At 40.8% G+C, this 25,138-nt stretch carries 20 protein-coding genes; 10 read left to right on the top strand and 10 right to left on the bottom strand.

Going from position 1 to position 25,138, the window contains the following annotated elements:
* Positions 1 to 167: 167 nt before the first annotated feature.
* On the bottom strand, positions 168 to 572 hold the full coding sequence (locus B2400_RS06545) for a hypothetical protein (protein WP_187773826.1): 405 nt from the start codon (positions 570 to 572) through the stop codon (positions 168 to 170).
* Between the two features lie 198 nt (positions 573 to 770).
* Here B2400_RS06545 and B2400_RS06540 point away from each other — a divergent pair, with 198 nt between their 5' ends.
* Both B2400_RS06540 and B2400_RS06535 read left to right on the top strand, forming a co-directional pair.
* The gene (locus B2400_RS06540) at positions 771 to 1,586 is read left to right on the top strand and encodes an alpha/beta hydrolase (RefSeq protein WP_293931968.1); all 816 of its coding nucleotides are present in this window, start codon (positions 771 to 773) and stop codon (positions 1,584 to 1,586) included.
* A gap of 123 nt (positions 1,587 to 1,709) precedes the next feature.
* The gene (locus B2400_RS06535; RefSeq protein WP_293931966.1) at positions 1,710 to 2,381 is read left to right on the top strand and encodes a class I SAM-dependent methyltransferase; all 672 of its coding nucleotides are present in this window, start codon (positions 1,710 to 1,712) and stop codon (positions 2,379 to 2,381) included.
* A gap of 4 nt (positions 2,382 to 2,385) precedes the next feature.
* Here B2400_RS06535 and B2400_RS06530 read toward each other — a convergent pair whose 3' ends face one another.
* The 4 genes from B2400_RS06530 to B2400_RS06515 form a co-directional block, all read right to left on the bottom strand.
* Positions 2,386 to 3,450, bottom strand: coding sequence for a PmoA family protein (locus B2400_RS06530; RefSeq protein ID WP_293931964.1), 1,065 nt, complete (start codon positions 3,448 to 3,450; stop codon positions 2,386 to 2,388).
* A gap of 145 nt (positions 3,451 to 3,595) precedes the next feature.
* On the bottom strand, positions 3,596 to 5,260 hold the full coding sequence (locus tag B2400_RS06525) for a RagB/SusD family nutrient uptake outer membrane protein (protein WP_293931963.1): 1,665 nt from the start codon (positions 5,258 to 5,260) through the stop codon (positions 3,596 to 3,598).
* 85 nt (positions 5,261 to 5,345) lie between these two features.
* The gene (locus tag B2400_RS06520) at positions 5,346 to 7,037 is read right to left on the bottom strand and encodes a SusC/RagA family TonB-linked outer membrane protein (protein ID WP_293931961.1); all 1,692 of its coding nucleotides are present in this window, start codon (positions 7,035 to 7,037) and stop codon (positions 5,346 to 5,348) included.
* Entirely contained in the window at positions 7,018 to 8,370 is a 1,353-nt protein-coding gene (locus B2400_RS06515) for a SusC/RagA family TonB-linked outer membrane protein (protein WP_293931959.1), read from the bottom strand. Before B2400_RS06515 ends, B2400_RS06520 begins: the two co-directional genes overlap by 20 nt.
* 192 nt (positions 8,371 to 8,562) lie before the next feature.
* On the opposite strand from B2400_RS06515, the gene B2400_RS06510 reads away from it, so the two are divergent.
* From B2400_RS06510 to katG, 8 genes are all read left to right on the top strand, one after another.
* Entirely contained in the window at positions 8,563 to 9,570 is a 1,008-nt protein-coding gene (locus B2400_RS06510) for a LacI family DNA-binding transcriptional regulator (protein ID WP_293931957.1), read from the top strand.
* Positions 9,571 to 9,833: 263 nt separating this feature from the next.
* A complete protein-coding gene (locus B2400_RS06505; protein ID WP_293931955.1) occupies positions 9,834 to 10,814 on the top strand; it encodes an alpha/beta hydrolase in 981 nt (326 codons plus the stop codon).
* A 251-nt stretch (positions 10,815 to 11,065) separates the two neighbouring features.
* Positions 11,066 to 11,413 (top strand): bleomycin resistance protein, encoded by a 348-nt coding sequence (locus B2400_RS06500; RefSeq protein ID WP_293931953.1) that lies wholly within the window; start codon positions 11,066 to 11,068, stop codon positions 11,411 to 11,413.
* 101 nt (positions 11,414 to 11,514) lie between these two features.
* Positions 11,515 to 11,907: a DoxX-like family protein gene (locus tag B2400_RS06495; RefSeq protein ID WP_293931951.1), complete on the top strand. Its 393-nt coding sequence runs from the start codon at positions 11,515 to 11,517 to the stop codon at positions 11,905 to 11,907.
* Positions 11,904 to 12,638, top strand: a complete 735-nt coding sequence (locus B2400_RS06490; protein WP_293931949.1) for a DUF2071 domain-containing protein — start codon at positions 11,904 to 11,906, stop codon at positions 12,636 to 12,638. Before B2400_RS06495 ends, B2400_RS06490 begins: the two co-directional genes overlap by 4 nt.
* Positions 12,629 to 13,369, top strand: coding sequence for a class I SAM-dependent methyltransferase (locus B2400_RS06485; protein WP_293931947.1), 741 nt, complete (start codon positions 12,629 to 12,631; stop codon positions 13,367 to 13,369). Before B2400_RS06490 ends, B2400_RS06485 begins: the two co-directional genes overlap by 10 nt.
* A 455-nt stretch (positions 13,370 to 13,824) precedes the next feature.
* Positions 13,825 to 14,217, top strand: a complete 393-nt coding sequence (locus B2400_RS06480; protein WP_149526001.1) for a barstar family protein — start codon at positions 13,825 to 13,827, stop codon at positions 14,215 to 14,217.
* A 274-nt stretch (positions 14,218 to 14,491) separates the two neighbouring features.
* Positions 14,492 to 16,774 (top strand): catalase/peroxidase HPI, encoded by a 2,283-nt coding sequence (katG, locus tag B2400_RS06475; protein ID WP_293931944.1) that lies wholly within the window; start codon positions 14,492 to 14,494, stop codon positions 16,772 to 16,774.
* Positions 16,775 to 17,412: 638 nt separating this feature from the next.
* On the opposite strand, the gene B2400_RS06470 is transcribed toward katG, so the two are convergent.
* From B2400_RS06470 to B2400_RS06450, 5 genes are all read right to left on the bottom strand, one after another.
* Positions 17,413 to 17,874 carry a DUF1398 domain-containing protein gene (locus B2400_RS06470; RefSeq protein WP_149526003.1) on the bottom strand — a complete coding sequence of 154 codons (462 nt, stop codon included), beginning with the start codon at positions 17,872 to 17,874 and terminating at the stop codon, positions 17,413 to 17,415.
* Between the two features lie 15 nt (positions 17,875 to 17,889).
* Complete coding sequence (locus B2400_RS06465) at positions 17,890 to 19,731, bottom strand: carbon starvation CstA family protein (RefSeq protein ID WP_187773828.1); 1,842 nt, start codon at positions 19,729 to 19,731, stop codon at positions 17,890 to 17,892.
* A 94-nt stretch (positions 19,732 to 19,825) separates the two neighbouring features.
* Positions 19,826 to 21,730, bottom strand: a complete 1,905-nt coding sequence (locus tag B2400_RS06460; protein WP_293931941.1) for an FAD-dependent oxidoreductase — start codon at positions 21,728 to 21,730, stop codon at positions 19,826 to 19,828.
* Positions 21,717 to 22,673 (bottom strand): hypothetical protein, encoded by a 957-nt coding sequence (locus tag B2400_RS06455; protein ID WP_293931939.1) that lies wholly within the window; start codon positions 22,671 to 22,673, stop codon positions 21,717 to 21,719. Before B2400_RS06455 ends, B2400_RS06460 begins: the two co-directional genes overlap by 14 nt.
* Entirely contained in the window at positions 22,666 to 25,137 is a 2,472-nt protein-coding gene (locus B2400_RS06450; RefSeq protein WP_293931937.1) for a hypothetical protein, read from the bottom strand. Before B2400_RS06450 ends, B2400_RS06455 begins: the two co-directional genes overlap by 8 nt.
* Position 25,138 lies beyond the last annotated feature (1 nt).

Genomic DNA, 25,138 nt, shown 5'->3' with positions numbered 1-25,138 from the left:
AAGAATTCAGCTTGATCCGAACCAATCCCTCACTCTCCGCAGAAAAATCCTTCATCGCAAGATGAGGGATTTTTTGCGTAGTGAGGGTTCGGACCTTGCGTCGGCCGGGGGTTCGATTCTGGAAGGTTCAGGGTTGTGTATGGGGTTTGCGGGGCTGAACCAATCCCTCACTCAGGGACAAAGACCCTTTCCGGATCGTCAAAAGAAATCGTTCCTTCGACAAAATATGGAATTCCCATATAAATAAGTTGTTTACCCTTTCCTTCTAGATACTTACCATCCTTCAACAATATCGCGAATGGCACCCTTTTCTTCTCTCGCCATTTGTATGGCCTATAGTTATAATCTCCTACTAGGGTGTCTCCTTTTGCATTTCCTTGAATTTCACCAGAAACAAAGAAACCGCCCGGCCCGGAACTTGTCATTTCGCCATGGAAACGAGTTGGATAGGTTGTGATTCTAATTCGGGTTGTATCTCTTCCATCAATAAAAATATATTGTTTCTCGTTGTTTTGAACCTCCTGCTTATTGGTGCAACCGTTTTGAAAAAGTAATACAATTAAACTATACAAGAGTATTGATAAATATTTCGAACCCATCATTTACGCGCCTATGAAGATTTTGAATTATACGAAAATGCTGAAGCGATATTATTTTCTTGAATATGGATCCAGCAGTTTCCAAAGATAAAATAAATGAGGATGGATATGTCAACGTTTCATTTTTTGGAAACGTTTTGAAAATAAACTAATTTTCAAAAAACTTTTATTATGAAATTACACTATCTATTACTCATAATGGTCACCCTGTTTACAAGCTGTTCTGGTCCGACAGCGCCCAGCGATCCTATTCCCACTCACGAAACTTTCACAATCAATTCCTCACAGGTTGGCGAAGTTAGGACGATCAATGTTTGGGTGCCGGACTCCTATAACGCCGGTCAAGATTCCTTAGCGGTGATGTATATGGCGGACGGCGGAATCAAGGAAGATTTTCCTCATATCGCGAATACCTTAGCAAAACTTGTCAAAGAAGAGAAAATAGAGCCTTTGATTCTGGTTGGAATCGAAAATACCGAACGCAGAAGAGACCTAACTGGATTTACGGAAGTAGAAAAAGATAAAGAGATCGCCCCTGTAGTAGGCGGGGCGGATAAATTTAGAGCATTTATAGCGAAGGAACTATTCCCAGAGATCGATAAACGCTATCGAAGAACCTCTGAGAGAAGCATTATTGGGGAGTCAGCATCGGGTCTTTTTGTGATGGAGACATTTTTTCTAGCTCCAACTATGTTCACTAACTACATTGCTTTTGACCCCTCACTTTGGTGGAATAATCATTATTTGGTGGGAACGGCCAAGGATCATCTATCTAAATTTCCCGAAGACGGAAAAAGAATCTGGTTTGCCGGTTCCGGTGCGGAGGATATTTCAACATTCACGAAACAATTAGCTGACATTCTCGAAAAGGAGAAATCGTCCAATATCCAATGGCATTATGCTGATGAACCTAAAGAAAGCCATGCGACTATTTTTAGAGCAACGAAAGAGAAAGCTATTTTGTGGACACTTAATCCTAGTAGATAAGATAATATTCTATACTCACGATTCCTTTTCACACATTAACAGTTTTATTTTCCACAACAGAACAACTGTATTAATATTTTAACTAATATTACATTGTATTTACAATGAATTAAGTTTATATAAATGGAGAAGTTTGAATTATTCGAAAATGAGCGGGCAACAGTATACGATAGTTTCGTCAAGAACTGGATACCAAACTATAATGTTTTCCTCAATATGATCCCACATCTTTTCAACGATTCGACAAATGATAAACTATTAGCAGTCGGTTGTGGAACAGGAAATGAGATTTTGGTACTCAAGCAGAATGGTTATAATGGCTCAATTATGGGCATTAACCCCTCCCCAGAAATGATTGCTCAGGCCACTCATAAGTTAAAAGACTATGAAGATATCGTACTGAAAGAAGTCTTGGTTTCTCAACTGACCATAGATCATCAATTTAATGCTGCAACACTGATATTGGTGCTTCACTTCCTGAAGGATGATGGTCGCAAGCTGGATTTACTTCGCGATATTTCTATCCGATTAGAGCCGAAAGCTTTATTGATCATGCTAGATATTACAGGAAACGACATGGAAATCAGAAAGAATTTAGAGATCCTCGAGCAACTGCTTCCTCCCGATATGGATCAAAATGAAATTGCTAAACGCTTGGACCGCATTTATCGTGAGCTACACCATGTCTCGGAACAAAGGATAATAGAGCTTTTTACTGAAGCCGGATTCGAAGAGCCGACCAAGTTCTTTCAGAGCACAATCTACATGGGTTGGATGGCAAGAAAGAAAAACTAAAAGGTTACTGATTGGCAAAATCCCTCGAAAACTGATCAGCAGTTTGAGAGTCGAGATGGCTTCCGGAATGGATCACAACTTGATACTTAAACACTGCGGACTCGCCTTTTGCGAGTTTATATTTCAGTTCTTCTTGGCCTTTGCTAAACACTCTTTGACCGAGAGGGTTAGCTGCAAATAAGCCATACCCTCGCGCAAACCAATAGCTTGGATATCCAACGTTTTGGGGATGATCTAGGATAATAAGACTTACTTCTTCTTTATGGATGACCCCGTTCAACATTGCCCAACGACCTCGAGTTCCAAATACATCATCCCCTACTTTCCCTTCGCTGCTGTAATAAACACCTGTAACTCCCTGATTATCGACCCTAGCTACGGAATCTTCTATCCCGTAGGCGTCCGTAAAGGTCGTTTTCTGCATATAGGGTTGCTCCAGTTCTCTTGCCACTCGAATGGCGAGTAATCCTTCTTTATTATCATCAAAGTTAACATCTCGCAAAGCATTCAAGCTAACACGAATGCTAATCATAATTTGCCCTTCCTTAGAAACTTGGAATTTATAAGTACATTCTTCACTCAATAGAGGTTCTGACGTTGGGGACAGCCAGAGTTTCGAAACTCGAAGCAACGCACTATTGTTGCTGGCCGCAATGCTATTCACCTTCTGATGAACGATAGCACCATACTTCATTCTTTCATTTGGCGATCTAGATGTGGAGTTATTCCAAAAATCTAAACCATTGACATCACCATAATTAAACCAAAGCCCCATTTGATGAGGATGGTCAGTCCGTTCGTTGGCACGAGGCTCGATTGGCCATCCTCTAGTAACAAAATTTCCATTTTTTGTCATCAAAGGAAAAAGTATTGGTTTTTTCAAACTATCGGCATACATGTATGAGGTATAGCGCTTTCCATCCAAAAGAATGTCAACGCGTTGGCTGGCAGGAACCTCAATAATGGAGAACCTTTCTGCTTTTGTATTTCGGTTCTGCAGGCTTTTAGATGGCGCACATGAGTTTAGTATCACACATAGTATTAGGAGTATGTTTAGAATATTCTTCATCAATGCTTTTTAGAAGTAGTAGCGACCTTTCTTTGCTATCAAAGATATGAAACGGCAATTATTTAAAAATTCAGAGCTTTAGTGAGTCCAAGATATGAAAAACAATCTCTCGAATATTTCAATTTATTGTGCAATTTTTAAACAATTATTTGCTTGGATAACCTGGATTTTGAACAAATTGATCCCGATTAGTCACTTTATCCAATTCAGATTGAGGAACAGGTCGCAGTTCATGAATATCTTGTACTCCGACAGCATCAGGATTAAATGCCTTTGATCTTTCCGCCAACTTATGAGTCCGTTTCAAATCAAACCATCGAAGCATCTCGCCCCCTAGTTCTCTTGCTCGCTCATCAAGCAGAAAATCTAATGTAATGTTAGAGGCGCTGACAGGAAGAGATGTAGAAGTCTTTCGTGCTCTTTCTCTTAATTTGTGGATGTAGTTCGCTGCCCCTGCTTTGTCATTCAAATTGTATGCGCATTCAGCTGCATTTAAGTATATTTCTCCTAAACGCAATATGATGACGTCCTTATGCGAAGCTGCCTCTTTTGGCACTTTTCTCGACGGATCTAAATGTTTAGTCATTGTATGGTGCCAACTTCTCGCAGCAGGTTTTGGAGTACCATTGGCATCATAAATATGGTTTAAGCCATCAATAGCAATACCACGCTTAGCATAAGCCTGAGCGGTGGCTTCATCGACATCGTATAAAGGTTTAAAAAGCACGGTATCCGTGGGTTTTCCATCCTTGAAAGGCACACCGTAATCACTCTCCGATTGTGTACTTTCATTCCAGAGTGCTCTCCAAGCGGTTTGAATTGTTCCCTCGGTCCTCTTATCTTCAGAAGCGTTAAACAATTTTAAAAAGTATCTCGTCATCATCGCATGTCGGTATTCACGTCCATAATAAATGAAGTGTCCATACATTCTAGGTACGATTTGTCCGGTTCTGGCAGAACGATTATAATTTCCTACCCAATATCGATGTAAACCATGTCCTCCAGTCGACAAATCGCTTGTGTTAAATTTATCCTCTGCAGAGAACTGAACAGCCCAGATTGTTTCAGCGTTGCCTTCATTCTTCACGTCGAATATATCTTCGAAATTAGGCAATAAACTGTACTGATAGTTATTGATGACATTGTCGGCCAGTTGCTTGGCTTCCGTGTAAAGTTTCTCTTTGCTATCATATCCCGACGCAGTAATCACGGTCTGATTATATCCAGCTAAAGCCAATAAGATGCGGGTTTTCATTGCCTCCGCGGCAGGTTTTGTTAGGCGTCCGCGTTCGGCAGAACTAAGCGGCAGGTCCACTATCGCAGTGTTGATATCACTTAAGATGCGCTTGTAAAATACTTCAATAGGCTGTTGATTACCATCAGTAAGTATTGAATTGGTAGATTTTTCAGCAAAATGTGCTCCTGTCCCCCAGCTTTCTACTATCATCAAATTGAACCACGCTCTAAAGAAACTCAGCTCTCCTCTAACAGTTTCCGAACCATTAAAAGCTACAGTTTCCAAAGACTCTAATCCAAAATCCATGTTGTTGACTCCAGCATATAGGTGTCGCCAAAAAGTAGAAAAAGCTCCTAGCGTAGGCATGTTACTGGTATTACCAGATCCAATTTCTATTGCATCGACGCTGTTCACTGAATAGGTCGTAATATCAGAAGGGTAGACACCAGTAAATCGTAAATCCTCAACTATATTCCGACACTGAAAATATTGAGAAATGGAGAGGTTTTTCAACCCACTTTCAGTTGCCAAAAATGTTTCGTTGATCATACCTTTCGGTTCTTCTTCTAACATTTTGCTACAAGAAATAGTGGAACCGATAAGAATAGCAAGGCAAATATTAAAGCTTATATATTTATTTTTTTTCATGTCAATACTTTTATAGAGTTAAGTTTAATCCCAATACAAAAACACGATATGCAGAATAATCGAAATTTGGCGATTGAGGATCCAGGTCTTTATCTTGCTTATATAAATAGAAAGGATTTCTAGCACGACCATACAAATTAAGTGTTTTGAAAGGACCAACTTTTTCGCTAAATGAATATCCTAAGGAGATTTCTTGAACATTGATGTAACCTGCTTTACGGATACCAAAAAGATTTGCTCTCTGTTCTACGGCACGGTTTAGATACGGGTATTCGCCACTCGGATTATCTGGTGTCCAATAATTACCGGCTAGAGCCTGTGGTCCCCATCTTGTACCATCATAGAATATATTACCTCCAAGCATGCTGCTCTCTACAAGATGGCCAAATTTACCCTCCAAGGCGATAGCAAGGTTAAAACCTCGATAAGTAAAGCTATTTCTTATGAAGCCTCCAAATTTTGGAGACGTCTGGCCCAATACTACTCGATCGTGATCAGCATCGATTACCCCGTCGTTATTGACGTCTCTAAGTTTTGGATCTCCAGGTTTTCTTTGATAAACCGCTGCTGCGTCCTTTTCTTCGGATTGCCATATTCCTAATTTATCGTAATCATAAAACACACCGATAGGAGAACCGATAAACCACTTATTTCCAACCATATCCTCGTCTGTCAAAAGACTGACGATTTTTTCTCGATTAGTGTAGAAATTGAGAGTTGTACTCCATGAAAAATTATCTCTAACGATATTGTTTGAAGTAACCATCGCTTCGAAACCTGTATTACTTGTACTACCAATATTTTGGAAAACGCTAGCTGGAGACGATCCAACACCTGATGAGCCAGGACTTTCAGATCCTGAAAAATCTGGTAAGCTTCTCTTCATTAGTAAATCCGTTGTTGCTGTTTTGTAAAACTCTAAGGTTCCACTAAGGCGATTGGACCAAAGTCCGAAGTCTAAACCAAAATTATAAGTACCAGAATACTCCCATCCCAATTCTTTATTTACCAAACCTCCCAACTTGTATCCATAATAGGTTTTTTCTCCAAAGTTATAAGTCGCTTGCATTGTATTGGCTAAAGTTGAATATGGGGCAATTGCGGAATTACCCACCACACCGTAGCTTCCTCTTAACTTTAAAGAGTTCACTATTTTCGAATCAAAGAATTCCTCTTCGTTGATTACCCAGGCTGCAGACACTGCCGGAAAATAGCCCCATTTATTCCCATCCGCCAACACAGAAGAACCATCTGCCAACACAGAAGAACCATCTGCTCTAAAAGAGAAATTAAGGAGGTATTTATTAGCATATCCATATTGAAATCGTCCAAGTAGCGAACCAAGTGTCCATTTTTCATAATCACTTCCAATCAAGATATTTTGGGTTGCAGAATTGAGATTCCAATCTTCAAGTTCCTCACCTGGGAATCCTTCTCCCGATGCAAAGAAACCGTTAGTTTTCTGCTGCTGATAACTAACAACGAAAGTTCCATTATAACTGTGCTTACCAAAGGTTTTGTCGTAGCTCAATATGTTGTCCCAAAGGATTCCAATCCGCGATTCGTCAGCCTTGCGAGCGTAATCAGCACGACCATAACGTAACGTGGTCATTGATCCATAGTATTCACGACGTTTCTGTTGTGCTAGATCAAGTCCGAAATTAGATCGAAGCTTAAATCCATCAAAAAAACTGCTCTGCATATAATACGTTAAAGCTTTTAATGTAATTATCGTTATTGATATATGGTTCTTGGTAGTTTGCCAGTATATTCCAAGCCGCCGTTTGCTGCACTGAAGGATTCCATATCATATTACCTTCTGCATCGTACGGTGTGGCCGTTGGATTCATATACAAAAGATTTACATCAGGCGCCCAGAATAAATTTCGATCGCTATTTGAAAGACGAGACGACAATCCGATTTTCAACTCGTCATTGATGCGATGGTCAAGATTGACACTTAAATTGTAACTTTTGAAATCATTTGTCTTATAATAGCCTTCTTCATCACGATATCCTGCTAAAATCATCATTTGTGTTTTCTCTGAGCCGTGCGCAACACTAATGTTATGTTCTTGGTTCATGCTTTGCTTTCTATACATAAGATCCTGCCAATCGACAAACTGCCCACCTTTAACAATTTCAAGCTCTGCAGGTGCGAATACATCCTCGTCTTTCGGAATCCCTGATTCCCAGCCATTGTTATGGCTTGCTCTAAAGACGTCTCTTCGAAACTTTACATACTCTTCGCCGCTCATCATATTCGGAAAACGGGCCCTATTCATCCCGACATAGGTATTATAAGAAATTGAAGTTGGGCTATTTGCTTTTGCACGTCGCGTAGAGACCAACACCACACCATTAGCACCTCGGCTTCCATAGATAGCCGTGGATGCAGCATCTTTCAATACTTCCATAGACTCTATATCATTCACAGGGATATCATCAATTGAGTTTCTTGGAATTCCATCGACAACATAAAGAGGTTCATTACTTGCATTCAAAGACCTGTTACCGCGAATGCGGATTCTTGGCGCCGACCCTGGAGAGGTAACAGCACCAATGTCGACTCCAGATATTTTCCCTTGAAGCGCTTCCAAAGGATTTCCTGCAGGAATGGTATTCAGATCTTTCGCATTAACTGATGCGACAGCTCCGGTCAAGTCCCTTTTCTTCATTGCGCCGTATCCAACTACAACAACTTCCTCAAAATCTTGAGTCGTTGCTTCTAGGGTAATTGTTAAAAACGACTCGGATGGAGCGATGTTGATTTCTTTTGAATTATAACCGACATTGCTAATTTGTAAAACTTTAGCATCAGATGATGCTTCCAAAGAGAATGACCCATCATTTGCTGATAAAGTTCCTGCACCTGCAATATCTTTAAGTTTAATACTTACTCCTTCTAGGGCATTTCCCTCCATATCTGTAATCTTCCCACGAATTATCCTCTCCTGGGCGAAAGATAAAAAGCCTATCATCATGAACAATACAACGATGGGCACTCCTCGAAAGTTAATAGTTCTTTTTATCATAATTGTTTTATATCGGTTAGCTAGGTTGCAACTGTACGAATTCGTTACAGTAATTTAATTTAAGGAATCTTATCCTTTAGCATACAGCATAGTTCGCACAAAATCTACGCAATCGATACCGGCAACGATTGCATTAGTGAGTGAAGTTCTCGCTAATTTTAATTATCTTCTTATAATCAACCACTATAATCTATGTATAAGCCAATTACGATCAAGGATATTGCTCAAGCATTAGCTATATCGCCATCTACGGTATCCCGAGCATTAAGCGATAGTTATGAGATTAATGAAGAAACCAAGAAGCGTATTATTCAATATGCCGAGAAGCATATGTATAAAAGGAATCCCAACGCATCAAGTTTGCGTCGAGGTCGGAGTTATACTATCGGCGTCGTAGTTTGCGAAGTCGAGAACAGCTTTTTCTCACAAGTAATAAGCGGAATTGAATCTGTTGCGTATAGTAAGGGCTATCATGTGATCTTGTCTCAAAGCCACGATTCGTACGAAAGAGAGGTGCTGAATATTCAACATCTAGCAAACAGTTCGGTTGATGGTCTGCTGATTTCAATGTCAGCAGAATCAATGGATTTCTCTCATATAGTCGATCTTCATACGCGAGGTTTACCATTTGTATTCTTCGATAGGATTATCAATGAATTCGAAACTCATACGGTAACTGCAAATAATAAAGAAGGAGCAAGACAGGCAACACAGTCATTAATTGACAGAGGGTACAAGAATATTGCTCACTTAGCCAACGCCCCACATCTATCTATCACTAAAGAACGATTAGAAGGTTTTAAGCAAGCACTACAGCAGAATGATCTACCCTTCGATAAATCGCTGGTTAGATACTGCGTTTCTGGAGGAAGGAATCAGCAAGAAATTGAAGAAGCAGTCGGTTATTTATTCAATCATGATAGAGAGGTGGATGCAATATTTGTTGCAAGTGACCGTCTCAGTATGGGTTGTATTCAAGCGTATCATCAGGTAAAACCTTTAGACCCTCCCCCTGCTATTGCCGGCTTTTCAAATTCTGACACCCTTAATATGTTATATAGAGATTTTACCTGCATTCGGCAACCAGCTTTTGAAATGGGGCGTGCGGCGATGGAAAAGCTTATCCACCTAATTGAAAGCCGACATCCCGTTTATTCTTTTGACAAAATCGTATTGGAAACAGAGATGATAATTAACTAATATTCGTTTCTTCCAAAATATAAATGCCATTGTAGCTGTTCTGGGAAGATGGACTGAGCGCATGCCAGTACCAATAGGAATTTCATTGATCATAAATTAAGCTAAGATAGCGCGTTCTAAGATGGTAGAATCGTTTCGGAATATCTTAAAAAATCAAAAAATCCCTAACAATTACTCATCCCTCTTGTTATATCCTTAGGATCAAGGAAAATCAACTTGTGATAATCGCGATTTGAAATCCTTTTACTAAACCCCAATAAACTATGGCAATTAAAGCAGAAAAAGACCCGAAAATCAGTAAGGATATCAGAGCATTTTTGAAAGAATTAAATAGTTCAGGTGGCAAGCCTATGGAAGAAATGACTCCTGAGGAAGGTCGAAAAGTACTTGAAGATGCACAGAAATCCGTTGAGGTAGATGTATCTGGTATTATAGAAAAAGAAATGGAGATCAGCAAAGCTGGCTTAACCGTTAAATCTATTGTGATCAAACCAAGCGACAAGAAGGACGAAAAGCTACCAGTATTTATCTTTATCCATGGTGGTGGCTGGGTATTGGGCGACTATCCGACTCACAAGCGGTTAGTTCGCGATCTTGTGGTGCATTCTGGCGCTGCGGCTGTATTTGTTGACTATTCTAGATCGCCGGAAGCAAAATATCCAACAGCGATCAACGAGATATATGCTGTAACCGAATGGGTTGCTGAGCATGGCGATGAAATCGGCGTTGATGGCAAAAATCTCGCTATCGCGGGAAATAGTGTTGGTGGTAATATGAGTGCGGTAACCTGTTTAATGGCGAAAGATAAAGGCGGTCCTGCCATCAAGTTTCAACTGTTGTTATGGCCGGTTACTGATGCGGACTTCAATCGCGCTTCATTTAAAGAGTATGCGGAAGAGCGTTTCTTAACGGCCAATATGATGAAGTGGATGTGGGACAATTATCTCCCTGAGGAGGAAAAACGAAAGGAATACTACGCAACACCTTTCAATGCTCCACTCGACAAATTAAAAAGCCTACCTCCTGCTTTGGTTCAATTAGCAGAAAACGATATCCTTTATGATGAAGGACTGGACTATGCACGCAAGCTAGATGAAGCGGGCGTCCCAACATTAATACAAACCTTTAATGGTTTTATCCATGATTTTGGACTTCTTAATCCGCTAGACCATATCCCTGCAGTAAAATTCGCGACAGAATTAGCGGCGCTGGGCCTTAAAAAAGCCCTCTTTGGAACGAAATAGAGCGCGGTTAGGACGATAAGACTGATCGTTAGCTTAGATTAGATAGCACCGCCGAGGAAAGAATTCCGTTCAGGAATCCCGGCTGTGCTATTTTATTTTGGAAGTTTTTCTTTTCAACGGTTATTAAGAACTTTAATACGAAGGACGTTTCAATGTAAGCATGAAAGTTTTTTACGCAATTGAGGCTAGTAAATACGATTAATAAATTAAATTAGTAATAGCTATACAAAACATCCCAAAATATTTAAGCCATGCTGACCAATATACATCCCAAAATCCCAATGCGAGATATGCGTATCAGTAAAGCATTTTACATCGATCAACTCGGATTTAATCAGGTTGGTGGAGATTATGAAGGCTATCTGATGATTAAAAAAGATCAGATCGAGCTGCACCTTTTCGAGTTCAAGGAATTAATTCCAGAAGAGAACTACGGTATGATCTATGTCAGAACCGACAATATTGACGCATTATATCAACAGTATCTCCAAAAAAACATAAGTATCCACCCCAACGCGCCTTTGCAGCAAAAACCTTGGGGCAAGGAATTCTCCATCCTCGATCCAGATTCTAATTTGATAACTTTCGGAGAGCAATAAACTCCTTAGCGACATTCAATCCAAAATTGTATATTTAATCATTACAGATTTAACCCTTATACAGAATTTATCAGAACTCATTAAACCTCGCTAAGCAATTCTTGAAATCACTACCTATATATAGCATACTGCAGGGTTTAATCGCGCTAGTTTGGCTTATCAATGGACTTCTATGCAAAATATTGAACCTAGTGCCGAGACATCAGCAGATCGTCGAGCGCATTTTGGGAGAACCCCATGCCCGACTCTTAACCATTTTGATCGGCATAGCTGAAATTATGATGGTAGTGTGGATACTTAGCAGATGGAATGCACGATTATGCGCCATCACACAGATTGTAGTCATTGGCGTAATGAATATCATCGAATTAATATTCGCAAAAGATCTATTACTTTGGGGAAGACTGAACATCGTTTTCGCATTTGCCTTTATGGTATTAATCTACCTCAAGGAATTCAGACTAAAACCTACGAAGAACAACAGTAGCTCATGATTTCGCTAAAGAATCACACCTTCGCTGTCGAGGCGTTTTTCGAACGCTCGCTGGTGCTTACTTTCGCAGTTCCTAAAGATGAATTAAGCGAAACCATTCCGCCCTGCTTAAAATTGGACGTATATGACGAGCAATGGGCGTTCATAGCCGTAGCCATGGTTCAGACAAAGAACTTAAAACCCAAAGGTTTTCCAAAAATATTTGCTAATGATTTCTTCCTGATCGGATACCGCATTTTTGTCAAATATCGCGATAATCGCGGAAGGACACTTCGTGGTCTTTATATCCTAAAGTCTGAAACCGACAGTAAGCGAATGGAATTCCTTGGCAACATCTTTACAAAGTACAGTTACACGACAACCGATATTCAATCTATCCATTCCGACCAACAAGAAACTATTTTTTCGGATAAGTCGAAGTTCTCCATCAGCATCGCCCATACCGACATGGAGATTCCGCTACCTACTGGTTCAGTATTTAAGTCCTGGAAGGAAGCGCGGCGGTATGCCGGTTTGCTACCATTCACTTTTAGCTTTGACGCAGCAAAGAAGGAGGTTCTAATTATCGAAGGCGTGAGAAAAGATTGGAATCCGAAACCTATTGCAGTAGTAAAGCATCAGCTCGATTTCCTCGAAAAGCTATCATTATCCCAATATCAACTAGCAAACGCATTTGCCATTTATAATATACCCTACTATTGGAAGAAAGGAAGAATAGAGAAATGGAAGTAAGCAGAACGGCATTTCAAGGCATAAAGAATATCATTCGTTTCAACTGGCATTTCTATGTTATCGCCGCTGTCAGCATTCTGCTGTTGATCGCCATTAGCCAGTTTCTATCGGGTATTCTAGTATATTTCATCTATGCAACAATTGGATTTACCATGCTCGGCATTCTCGCGTCGCTTGCTGTCTCCTATTATGTATACGATTATTCAGATCTCTATCAGCTTCACTGGATTGAAAAGGAAAACCCAAAACAGATACTTAGTGTCAATGCGGGGTTCGATGAAACGTCTGATCTGATCAAGAACAAGAAACCAAATACCACCTTAAGCATTATCGACTTCTATAATCCAAACAAGCACACGGAAGTATCGATAAAACCAGCGAGAGAAAGATATCCATCTCCGAAAGAAACCATTTCGGTAGAAACGGATAAATTGCCCTTTTCAGATAAAAGATTCGATCTAATCTTATGCGTTTTATCCGCACACGAAATACGGGAACAACGAGAAAGGACGAGGTTTTTTAAAGAGCTATCGCGCGTATTAGCTACTGAAGGGAAATTAATGGTCACGGAACATCTCAGAGATACAAATAACTTCTTAGCATTTCAAATTGGATTTTTTCACTTCTATAGTAAAGCCAATTGGACAACAGTGTTCGAAGAAGCTGGATTAAAGATGAAAGAACTCCATAAGAATAATCCATTTATTTCAACATTTATTCTTACACATTAGTCTATAATGGAAGTACATATCAACATCGTCGGGGCTCTCTTAATAATGCTTGCTACTATACATATCATCTTTCCTCGTTATTTCAACTGGAAAAATGAACTTGCGGGACTAAGCCTGATCAACCGGCAGATGATGCAGGTCCATACTTTCTTTCTTGCCTTCATCCTCTTCTTGATGGGAATTCTATGTATGTCATCAGCAAGTGATCTCGTGTCAACCTCACTCGGAAAGCGAATCTGCCTAGGCTTTTCGATATTCTGGGCCTCCGCCTGCTCTTTCAGTTTTTTATCTACTCTCCAAAACTATGGAGGGGAAAAGTAAAAGAAACAATCATTCATATCTTATTCACTTTGTTGTGGATCTATTTTACCCTTGTTTTCCTTTTTGTATCGATATGAGGGAAAAAGCATATCGATTCCTACGCATAATCAGCAATTTTTCGTAAATTCTAGACCATGAAGAAAGAGATCATTTTCGATGGTTTTGCCATACACAACAAGAAGTCATTGTTTGAAGAAATCAACCGTGCAATTATGAGCGATGAAGACTGGGAAATTGGCGAAAGCCTAGACGCCATCAATGATATTCTTTACGGCGGTGTTGGAAAAATCAAAGGGAATGAACCTATCCGATTGATATGGAAAAACTTTGAAGCCAACAAGGAACTATTCGGAAAAGAATTTACGATAGACTTTTATAAAGAAAAATTGAAGCACCCCGAAGTATTTGATACGGAAAGCATACAAGCAACGCTTGATGAACTAGAGAATGGAAACGGACAGACTTATATGGACATCCTCTTAGAAATTATTGCCGATCATCCGAACATCGAATTAGTCAAAGCCTAGTTCAAAAACTGCATTCTCATTCTCCAGCTTCTGCCCGATTTCGACTATTGAGTCGACTGAACTAATTAACCAAGCATATAGATAACCTCTATTTAACATCTAAAGATTCAATAGGCAAATCCTATACTTTAAGCCTAATCTATAATTATCCTTTGCGTTCTTTTTGGTAATTTTAATCAAGCGATTACAAAAGAGGTACGCAACAATCGTTAATGCGCTTATTATGACCAAATAAGACACAATAAATAAAAACATTCAATAGAAAATTACACAAATGGAAAACGGATCAAACGACATCAGCAAATGCCCATTTCATAATGGCAGTATGAACAAAATTAAGGTTGCAGGTGATGGCACTTCCAACCAGGAATGGTGGCCCAATAGACTAAAAATCGAACTCCTTCGCCAAAACTCAAATGTGTCTAATCCAATGGATACTGACTTTAATTATGCGAAAGAATTTGAAAGTTTAGATTTAGCAGCAGTAAAAAAAGACCTTCATGATTTAATGACCGACTCTCAGGACTGGTGGCCTGCGGATTTCGGACATTACGGTCCCCTATTTATCCGTATGGCATGGCATAGCGCCGGAACTTATCGTGTTGGCGACGGTCGTGGGGGTGCAGGAGCCGGACAGCAACGTTTTGCACCTTTAAACAGCTGGCCAGATAACGTAAGCTTAGATAAGGCACGTCGTCTATTATGGCCTATCAAACAAAAATACGGCAAGAAAATCTCCTGGGCCGATTTATTGATCCTTACTGGTAACGTCGCATTAGAATCTATGGGCTTCAAAACCTTTGGTTATGCCGGCGGTCGTGAGGATGTTTTCGAACCGGAATTAGATGTATACTGGGGATCAGAGAAAACATGGTTAGGGGGCGACGTCCGCTATTCACATGGATCTGAAGGCGTCGAAGAAGCACACGGCGTACTTTCAGCAGACGATGATGCCGACGGAAAAATTCACTCCAGAGACTTAGAAAATCCGCTAGCAGCGGTGCAAATGGGTCTTATTTATGTAAACCCAGAAGGTCCGGATGGTAACCCGGATCCACTTGCTGCGGCAAAAGATATTCGTGATACCTTTGGCCGTATGGCGATGAATGATGAAGAAACCGTAGCATTGATCGCTGGTGGTCACTCCTTCGGTAAAACACACGGTGCGGGTCCTGCAGACAATGTAGGTAAAGAGCCAGAAGCAGCCGATATGGAACTGCAAGGTCTAGGTTGGAAAAGCAGCTTCCGCTCTGGCGTTGGTGCAGATGCCATTACAAGTGGATTAGAAGTAACATGGACAACAACTCCGACCCAATGGAGCAATAATTTCTTCGAGAATCTATTCAGCTATGAGTGGGAATTAACTAAAAGTCCTGCTGGTGCACACCAATGGGTAGCAAAAGATGCAGAAGACACCATCCCTCATGCATTCGACCCGAACAAAAAGCAACGTCCAACGATGTTGACAACAGATATCACCCTTCGTGTAGATCCTGAATTCGAAAAGATCTCGAGACGCTTTTACGAAAACGCTGATCTATTTGCAGATGCATTTGCACGTGCATGGTTCAAATTAACGCACCGCGATATGGGACCATCGTCTAGATACTTAGGTCCTGAAGTACCTACAGAAGAGCTGATTTGGCAAGATCCAATCCCTGCAGTAAATCATCCACTGGTTAATGCAGATGATGTCGCAGCATTGAAAGCCAACATCTTGAATTCAGGATTAACGATTGCCGAGATGGTATCGACAGCATGGGCGTCAGCTTCTACCTTCCGCGGTTCTGACAAACGCGGTGGGGCTAATGGCGCACGTATTCGCTTAGCACCTCAGAAAGATTGGGAAGTAAACAATCCTGCTCAACTGCAGAAAGTATTGAATACCCTAGAAGGAATCCAAACTGCTTTCAACAATGGACAAGCCGATGGTAAGAAAGTGTCTTTAGCTGACTTAATCGTCCTTGCAGGTGCTACCGGTATTGTAGAAGCAGCTAAAAGAGCAGGCGTACAGATTACTGTTCCATTCACTCCGGGACGTATGGATGCCAGCCAAGAACAAACGGACATCGAATCCGTAGGTTATTTAGAGCCTATTGCTGATGGTTTCCGTAACTACAAGAAAGCTAGATATACGGTATCCACTGAGGAATTATTAATCGACAAAGCACAGTTGTTGACTCTAACAGCTCCTGAATTGGTTGTGTTATTGGCAGGTATGCGCGTATTAGAAACTAACTACGACGGTTCTAAGCATGGTGTATTCACCGATAGACCTGGTCAATTAACTAACGATTTCCTTGTGAATTTATTAGACATGAATACTGCATGGGAAGCCGTTGGTCCAGACAAAGAGCTATATCAAGGCAGAGACCGCAAAACTGGCGCTGTAAAATGGACAGGAACACGCAACGACCTATTGTTCGGATCGAATTCCGAATTAAGAGCAGTTGCAGAGGTTTATGCTTCAGCAGATGCTAACGATAAATTTGTTAAAGATTTCGTTGCAGCATGGCACAAAGTAATGAACGCTGACCGCTTTGATATCAAAAAGTAGCTTGTAATATAATTTTCATAATATAATTTTTTGTAATTAAAATGGGCTGTACCGTCAAAAGATGGTACAGCTTTTTTGTTCCTAACTGGTTTGGGTGAATGACTATGTAGACCCAATGTTTAACCATTGTTTAGCCCTTTGGAAAGGGTTCTGAATTGGTTATACAGTGGGTTTGAAAGGGCTTTATATTGGGACTGAGTTGAATTGAGATTTGAGATGATAGATATTAGATATAAGAGTTTGGTGTCTTGTCCTTTCCTTTGGTATAAATAGTGGTCTTGAACCAGGAAAGGTAGGATTTAAGGATTGTCGGGATCGGGTATGGTGTGTGATGAAGGATGCAAGGATTATCAGGATCACGTTGAAAGAAAAAAAGTGGCTGTTTCTGAACCAGGAAAAAAAGGATTAAAGGATTCTCAGGATCGGGTATGATGTGTTTCTACGCATTGGCGTCTATGCAGTTTTGAACTATATAGGTGGTAATTATGACGAACCGCGTAGGGACGTTTCACTAAACGTCTCCTGATACGTACGCTATCACCCTCGTCATGCGACGCTATTCTCGATCCTGATAATCCTTGAATCCTTTTTTTCCTGGTTCAGAATAGTAGTTAGTAGTTAGTACTTAGTATAAAGACCTATGAAGTCCGATCCTGCCAATCCTTAAATCCTTCCTTTCCTGGTTCAGAATAGTAGTTAGTACCATCTCCGTTCCCAGGGATCTCTTCCTGCAACACCTCTTCCCCTTCCAGATCAAAGTAAGTACAAGTATATTCTTCCAAATCCACCTTCCAGGAAGCAATTCCATTGACAGCGCACATTTTCACAAAGTATGGAAAATCTGTTTTTCCTTCTTGATGCTCTTTTAGTTCCTTTGCAAATTGCTGAACATTTAAGTTTTCGTTGATATTTAGGGGATCATATTTTACGGGCGAATTTGCTTTAAAAGGTTCTTCGCCATAATAAACCTCTACCCCATTGCTTACCAGGAAATCAAAGGCGGTTACACCTAATTCTTTGATTTCCTGGATGTACTTAGGGAAGTCAGCACCCGTTTTTACTTTCGCATGAGCGTCATCAATTTGTTGGATTGTAAACATTTAGTATGTGTGTGATTATCTTTCTACCAGTTCCTTTACCTCTTCGCCATACATATCAACTTTCAGCTCTTTCACTTTAAACAGTTGCGACCAGCGGATAAAGGTTCCGATGAAAACAATTCCCATCAACAGCATGGCTATTCCGGCAAGGCTCGCCAATAGGTATTGTTCATTTGGCAAATATATGTCTTTCACCTGTACATAGCCCGCCCAAAAAGTGATGATTGCCATAAATATTCCGGGGATAGCGGCGCAGAGCGCGTATTTCTTCCTGTTCATACGAATCAGCATCGTTGTACAAACGATCAGACCGCAGGCAGCAAGCAATTGATTTGATATCCCGAATAATGGCCATATGCTGCTTACGTTGCCCGTATACACCAGATAGCCCCAGGAGAAGGTGAAGATAGCACTACATAGAATAACACCAGGCCACCAGTTCTTATCTTTAAATGCTGGAATTACTGAGCCAAGCATTTCCTGAAGGAAGAAACGTCCGACACGTGTTCCGGCGTCAATGGCTGTTAGAATAAATACCGCTTCAAACATAATCGCAAAGTTGTACCAGTAGGCCATGACGTTGTCCATAAACGGAACCTTGTCGAAGATATGCGCCATACCCACAGCAAGAGAAACGGCTCCTCCCGTTCTTCCATGCAGATCAATACCGATTCGGTCGATAAAATGTTGTAAATCCACTGCATGTAATTCCGGATGCATGGCTAGGAATTGATCGTAAGCAGCAACAGGTGTATTGATTGCAAAATAATCTCCAGGCATTAATGTACAAGCAGCAATTAGAGCCATTAATGCGACAAAGCCTTCTACCAGCATCGCACCATAGCCTACAAAAAGTATTTCACGCTCATTGCCGAGCATCTTCGGTGTTGTACCGGTAGCAATAATAGCGTGAAAACCGGAGATAGCACCACACGCGATCACAATGAAAATAAACGGTAAAACCGGCCCCCCGATAACTGGGCCACCACCATGAATAAAACTCGTAAAGGCAGGCATCTGAATGGTTGGAGCAACAAAGATAATCCCTACGGTCAACATCAATATGGTTCCGATTTTGAGGTAAGTAGATAGATAATCGCGTGGCACTAGAAGCAACCAGATTGGCAATACCGATGCGAAGAAACCATAAACAGCTATAGCAATAGATATGGTGCCGATGCTCCAATTGAACAGGTTCGCGATGGCAGGCATCTCCATCAAGTTATGTCCTGAAATAATACCGACAATTAAAAGTACACCGCCTAAGATACTGGCAAACGTTACTGAACCTTCTCTATAACGCATGATGAGCCCCATAATAATAGCAATTGGCATCGTTAATATAATGGTAAATAGGGACCATGGCGCTTCGTGCATTGCCGAAATACAAGCAAGGGATAATCCCGCAAGGGTTAATATCAAGATAAACAATACAGCAAGTCCGGCAATTGTACCAATAGGTTTAGAGATTTCCTTAGATGCAATGGTCGCTAAGCTTTCCCCTTTATGCCTTACGGAGGCGAAAAGAACAACCATATCGTGCACACCACCCCCCAATACGCAGCCGATCAATATCCATAAGGCGCCTGGCAGATAACCGAACTGCGCGGCTAAAACGGGTCCTACAAGCGGTCCTGCGGCAGCGATGGCAGCGAAGTGGTGTCCGAATAATACCTTTTTATCTGTTTTTACATAGTCTTGTCCATCGGCAAACTCGACAGCGGGTGTCGTAATTTTAGCGTTTAATCGCAGCACCTTATTGGCAAGAAAGATTCCATAGAATCGATAGGCAATAGCAAAAATAAGCAGCGAGGCAAAGATCAATGTCAGCGCATTAATCCCATTTAAGTCGATCATAATTTTTCTTTTTGGTAGTTCAATTACAAAAATGGAGAGCAAACGGTTTAGGTAAAGCTCTCCATTGTGGTCTAAATTTAAGCAGAATTATTTGTTATGCATAACATCTGATTTCAAAAACGCGTGCATTTTCGTCTTCCTGTGCTTTTTTTGCAACTAAACGGACGCGATCTGCCGAGATACCATCAAAGCTATGTACGACTTTGCGTAAGATATTTTCAGTTACCTCTTCTTTCTTCACCAGTGTGCTGCCATCGTACAATTCTAGGTTATAGTCCATTAGCATTTCAGGCTGTCGTCCACGCTTCTGGTTTTTCATCACACTCGCTTCTCCGGATAAACGTAAATGACGGTTAAGACCCGAATCGAAAGTAAATTCTACAGATTTCAAGTTTTGAGGCTTGCTCCAACTAAGCTCTATATATTGCTCGCCAGAAGCTAGGCTCGCTCGCCATTGATGGCTATCACCATCTTGCACGTCACGGTTATAACCATCGATAACTTTTTTCGCTTCGAAACCCGCTAGTTCAGAAGAAGCAGTAACCTTTGCTTGCCTTGCCAAATCCAGATTATCTTCATTTTTCACCTTCAGTATCGCTTGATCTTGGCGTAGTAGAATCTGCTGATATTCTTTAAGTTTTGCTTTGTTTTCATATAGCTTTCGCGGAGTCAGATTTTCCTTCACACAGAAGGCAGCTGCGGTACCGATCGCCTGTCCCATCGTCGCACAGGTTGCCATCACACGGGTTGTAGAAAGGGCGATATGAGATACAGATACGTTCCTTCCGGCCATCATTAAATTGTCGAAGGACTTGCTGTACAAACTACGTAATGGTATAGAGTACGGTCCTTTCAGAGCGATGGATCGGAATGGGCTGAGCGAAGTATCGTCCATCCCTGCCGGCAGGTGGTCATCCAATGGCCAGCCACCATAGGCTACGCGATCTTCGAAGTTTTCTTGTTTCAAGATATCGTTTTGTGTCATGACATAATCTCCGGTAATGCGACGGCTTTCTCTTTTTCCAGGGATGGATCCAAACCAAGATAAAGCCCAGTTTGCAGATTCGGGATGATTTCCGGAATTCTTGATGTAATCCCATACACCAAATACGACCGCCATCAAATCGTGGCGAATCTTTTGACCATCATGTACAATATTTTCCAATCCACCCAACTCAATCCACCAATAACCGTACTCCCAGGAATGGATTCTACGATGCTTAAAGTCGGAGAACTCATATTTTCGAGCCCAGCTAGGTGCTTTAAACGGCATAGGTTTATCATGTTTTTGCGATTGGAAGAGAAGGCTGTTTCCCATCGTGATATCGTCGCGTACATCGAGTCCGAGGGCTTCGTTGTATTCAGATTTTGCTTCACGACCGCGCATAAATTCCGCGCCTGCCAATGCTGCCAATGTTCCATCGCCTGTACAATCGGCGAAGTACTTTGCCTTTACATTGTATATTTCTTCAGTTTGTGAACAGTAGGCTTGTATTTCATCAATCTTCTTCCCTTTTGTTTTGACATTATAAAGCATGCTGTCAAACAATAAGGTGATATTCGGATTCGATACGATTTTATCATACATCACATAGTCGAGCATTTCCCAGCAACGCTGCGGGTTGATATGCGATTCGGTCAACATCACCTCTTCGAGCAAGCCTGTTTCTCTCCACACTTGTCCTAGAGCAGTGGAGCCACAAATATGCATACGTATCTCGGAACTGGCATTGCCACCTAATCTCGATCGATTTTGAATTAATATTACCTTTAAACCATTTCTAGCAGCAGCGAGCGCGGCACAGAAGCCCGCCATCCCTCCTCCTGCTACGAGATAGTCGGTTTCTAAATTACGGATAGCAAATACTGATTCTGGTCCTTTCAGCTCACTTTCTATAATTTGCTTCTCGCTGAGTGATTTTGCAATTACAGGATCCACCAGTAAAGCTCCAGAGCCAATTCCTATGGCTTTTAAAAAGTCTCTTCTATTGTTTTTCATAATTTAAAATTTTTGCGATTAGTTCTTTCTGCTTGGGAGATGCCTTTTCAGTTGCCCTAAAAGCTGTTAAAATGCTTTTTGTTTCCTCATTTGCAGCAGAAATAGAGTTTATAATTTCAGTTATTACATGTGGTTTCATCCTATCCAATTGTTTCAAGATAGAATTGTATTGATTGGGATCTTTTAGCACATCCGCTTCCAAAACATCGATAGCGTAGTGTGGTATAAAGTCATCTTGGGCAAAAAGAAGGTTGATTATCTCTTCTTTATACTTCGTGGCTTCCGTAGGCTCCAAATGCTTTAAGAAATATTCCTGATAAACGGGTATTTCCGACTTCGCAAAATAGCTTTGCCAGTTCCGTTTCTGATACTGTTGATTCGCAAGCGCATGTAGCTCCTGCTTAATCGGCCCATTGACGATATGCCAAAGCGTATAAACGGTGTATAAGGCACCTGGCACTGTTACATTGGAAAACAAGGGCGAAGTAGGCTTCGTCACAGCGTCGATTTCTAAAGAATATTTCTTTCCATCTTTATCCAGCAAATCTTCCACGTCGTAATCACGCAAGGGAGATAAGCTATCGATTAGGATGCCCTGCAAGCGCTCGTAATCTTTTTGGTCGAAATACTGGTGATCGAATTTTGTGAAGTGGAAATCCTCCTCTTTGCTGAAATGATGATAATTGCCCAATAGATCCCAGAATAGGTTCACCACGATCGGTAGACAAATCTGGTCGTTACAGACATTGGTTTGTAGTTGAGTACCGTAGTATAAAGTTTTAGTGCTAGCGTCTTCAACTACAAACACAGGGAAACTGAGGGTATCATTAACTGTGTGAGTCAATACGGGTTCTTGCTCTTTGCTGAGGGCAGTCCAAGATTGGGCCGCGACATTAAAGAGATTACAACCCACAATTGCAACAATTAATAATATTCTATTCATATGTCAAAATAGCACTAGCCTTACATGCTTTATTTAGGATGACTCTCATCCATCTTGCTTCAACGTTTGACGGGAAAACAAAATGTTCAGATTTATTACCTAAAACCTTAACTGTTTTATAATCGAACCATTCTCCATTTCCCGAAGGATCAAGTTGAATTTTGAAATCTACGACTTCCTGAAGATTATGAGATAATTCTATGTTACGTTTATCGTAAAATCCAAAAAGATAGGGATCACTAACTTCATTCGCTTTTACGCTTGTATTGCTCAACGGCCCGCCCTTTCCTGTTGGCTTCCCTAGTTTCCAAAGATCATCAATTGCACCGACCCATACAGCTGCTTTTCCGTCCTCGGACCGAATTATATTATCCTGATCTCCTTTTGGATTTACTCCAGATAAAACCAACAATCCGCGATATGATGCAAAATCATGTATCGCCATATCATGGCTCGCTATTGGTCTAACTTTTGCAAATCCGTCGGCATTTTCTGCCGGAAGTTCAAAAAAAGTACCATGTAAATTCATCAAATCTCTCTCTGTCGCTACTTCCCTTGCTAATCTAGTAAGACCGTTTCGAGTTAGCTTGTCAAAGGCGGCCTTTGATTTAGGAAATCGCCATCTTCGTCCAAGATCATCAACGACCAAAACGGAACTTTCCTCGACACTAACCAAGTCTTTCGGAATTTCAAAGTTCTTTTTAATGATTTCAACGGTTCCCGAATTATTAACAGGTTTTAGCTCCATATCACTATTAAGCTCATAGTAACCAGTTGTATTAAAAGTTTCACCTTGAATTTTTCCTGAGAGAACACCCAATTTTCGCTGGTTATTTCCTAAAGCGTACAGATATGCTCCCAAATACTCGTTATCTCCAATTTTCGACAAGTTGTTAAATAAATCAAGCTCTTTAATTGCTAGGTTTTCACCTTGATAAGAAAACATGGCAGAATAGTTCCCAGAATCACTAACCTTAATCCTAATCCATTCGCCTTTGATATCAACCGGCATTTCTTCGCTGATAGAGTGGTTAGCAGCTACGTTAATTGATTTGTAAGGAGTCCATTTTCCATTCCCGACAAGGTCTACTTCCAGATCAAATTTTGCAGGTTTATTATTATGATTTTTTAACCAAATATTTCGCTTTTTCCAACCAGCTAAGAGAAACGGCTCTGAAACTAGGTTTTCTGTCAAGGAATCATTTATCCAAACAGCACCCTCGGCAGTTGTCGAGCCGAAGTAATCCAATTGAGCTTCATCGACAAACCATAGATTTGAATTAGATTGGCCAGCACCTTCCAGATTTCCTTTGATCTTTCTTTTATTTAAAAATTCTTTTTGTGCAGAGTCATCGCAACCAAATACAAGTTGATTATTCCATTTCGCGAAGTCTCCAATAACTTTAAGGTATGATGAACGTGGCCTAATCCCCTTTGCGTTTGATGAAGTAAATGATTTAGGGAATTTCCAAAACATTCCGTGCATCGTCATCAAATAATCACCATTACTGTCACCAATTTCGCGAATTCGCGGCCATTCTGTATTCCAACCGTGAGCACCGTCGTAGCTCCTGCTTGCTTTCGGAAGTCTATAAAAAGACCAACCTTTTTTTGAATCTCTCACCGCCAGCAAGACTGATTTATGATCCCAACCGGTCGCCCAAATTGCATCGTTGTCTGCATTATTTCCGTAGATTCCACCTGGACCTGTAACTTCAACAAACTGGTTTCTACGGACTAATTTCCAAGACTTACCGTCCCATTCAGATAGAGAGCCTGCTGGTATATCATATTGCTTTAAAGCCTTTTCGCCAGACTCGCCATTATTTGAATAGACAAGAACACCTTGTCCGCTATACACTCCTTTTCCATGTGCGCCAAATAAATCAGCAAAATTCTGTTTTTTATTCTGATACTTTGGGAGCTTTTTTAAATAGCTTTCGCTTTTTAAATTAACATCAGTGTACAGTTCAGTAATTTTCTTTGAGGTAAGGTCATACTCATAAAATCCTTCCTCCATTGTCGCAAAATATATCTTCTTCTTTGGGTCTGTTAAATGCCTAGCTAAACCAGTGTGACGTCCGGGCATATCGAATGGTGAAATAGTAGTAACAACGCCTTTATTATCTATAACGTAAGGCCCAATAAAGAGACTATTGGTTTCTTTATGGATCATACGATTCGCGGGCGTACCTCCTACGCTTCCTTCGTAGACATGTTGTTTTTTTGATTTGTCAATGATGTACAATTTATCGGACGATCCAATGGGTAAATGCGGCCCATAAGTTATCACATACAGCTTATCATTCCAAGGTACAACGGCACCAGTCCCGCACTCACCTTCATCATTGTACATTGCTAGATTAGGGTAAATTCCGCTAAAGCTTTTTTGTTGTGCAAACAATAGATTGCTACTTAAAAACGAAATTCCTAAAAATAAGATCTTAATATTTTCTTTTATCATA

This window comes from Sphingobacterium sp. UBA6645, assembly GCF_002455685.1.
Lineage (GTDB): Bacteria > Bacteroidota > Bacteroidia > Sphingobacteriales > Sphingobacteriaceae > Sphingobacterium > Sphingobacterium hotanense.
Note: the sequence above shows the minus strand (reverse complement) of the source record. Positions and strands in the feature narration are given on the sequence as shown.

Bases quoted from the DNA above. Each gene is read 5' to 3' on its own strand.
- B2400_RS06540 (WP_293931968.1), top strand. From the start codon at position 771: ATGAAATTACACTATCTATTACTCATAATGGTCACCCTGTTTACAAGC.
- B2400_RS06535 (WP_293931966.1), top strand. From the start codon at position 1,710: ATGGAGAAGTTTGAATTATTCGAAAATGAGCGGGCAACAGTATACGAT.
- B2400_RS06530 (WP_293931964.1), bottom strand. From the start codon at position 3,450: ATGAAGAATATTCTAAACATACTCCTAATACTATGTGTGATACTAAAC.
- B2400_RS06525 (WP_293931963.1), bottom strand. From the start codon at position 5,260: ATGTTAGAAGAAGAACCGAAAGGTATGATCAACGAAACATTTTTGGCA.
- B2400_RS06520 (WP_293931961.1), bottom strand. From the start codon at position 7,037: ATGCAGAGCAGTTTTTTTGATGGATTTAAGCTTCGATCTAATTTCGGA.
- B2400_RS06515 (WP_293931959.1), bottom strand. From the start codon at position 8,370: ATGATAAAAAGAACTATTAACTTTCGAGGAGTGCCCATCGTTGTATTG.
- B2400_RS06510 (WP_293931957.1), top strand. From the start codon at position 8,563: ATGTATAAGCCAATTACGATCAAGGATATTGCTCAAGCATTAGCTATA.
- B2400_RS06505 (WP_293931955.1), top strand. From the start codon at position 9,834: ATGGCAATTAAAGCAGAAAAAGACCCGAAAATCAGTAAGGATATCAGA.
- B2400_RS06500 (WP_293931953.1), top strand. From the start codon at position 11,066: ATGCTGACCAATATACATCCCAAAATCCCAATGCGAGATATGCGTATC.
- B2400_RS06490 (WP_293931949.1), top strand. From the start codon at position 11,904: ATGATTTCGCTAAAGAATCACACCTTCGCTGTCGAGGCGTTTTTCGAA.
- B2400_RS06485 (WP_293931947.1), top strand. From the start codon at position 12,629: ATGGAAGTAAGCAGAACGGCATTTCAAGGCATAAAGAATATCATTCGT.
- B2400_RS06480 (WP_149526001.1), top strand. From the start codon at position 13,825: ATGAAGAAAGAGATCATTTTCGATGGTTTTGCCATACACAACAAGAAG.
- katG (WP_293931944.1), top strand. From the start codon at position 14,492: ATGGAAAACGGATCAAACGACATCAGCAAATGCCCATTTCATAATGGC.
- B2400_RS06470 (WP_149526003.1), bottom strand. From the start codon at position 17,874: ATGTTTACAATCCAACAAATTGATGACGCTCATGCGAAAGTAAAAACG.
- B2400_RS06465 (WP_187773828.1), bottom strand. From the start codon at position 19,731: ATGATCGACTTAAATGGGATTAATGCGCTGACATTGATCTTTGCCTCG.
- B2400_RS06460 (WP_293931941.1), bottom strand. From the start codon at position 21,730: ATGAAAAACAATAGAAGAGACTTTTTAAAAGCCATAGGAATTGGCTCT.
- B2400_RS06455 (WP_293931939.1), bottom strand. From the start codon at position 22,673: ATGAATAGAATATTATTAATTGTTGCAATTGTGGGTTGTAATCTCTTT.
- B2400_RS06450 (WP_293931937.1), bottom strand. From the start codon at position 25,137: ATGATAAAAGAAAATATTAAGATCTTATTTTTAGGAATTTCGTTTTTA.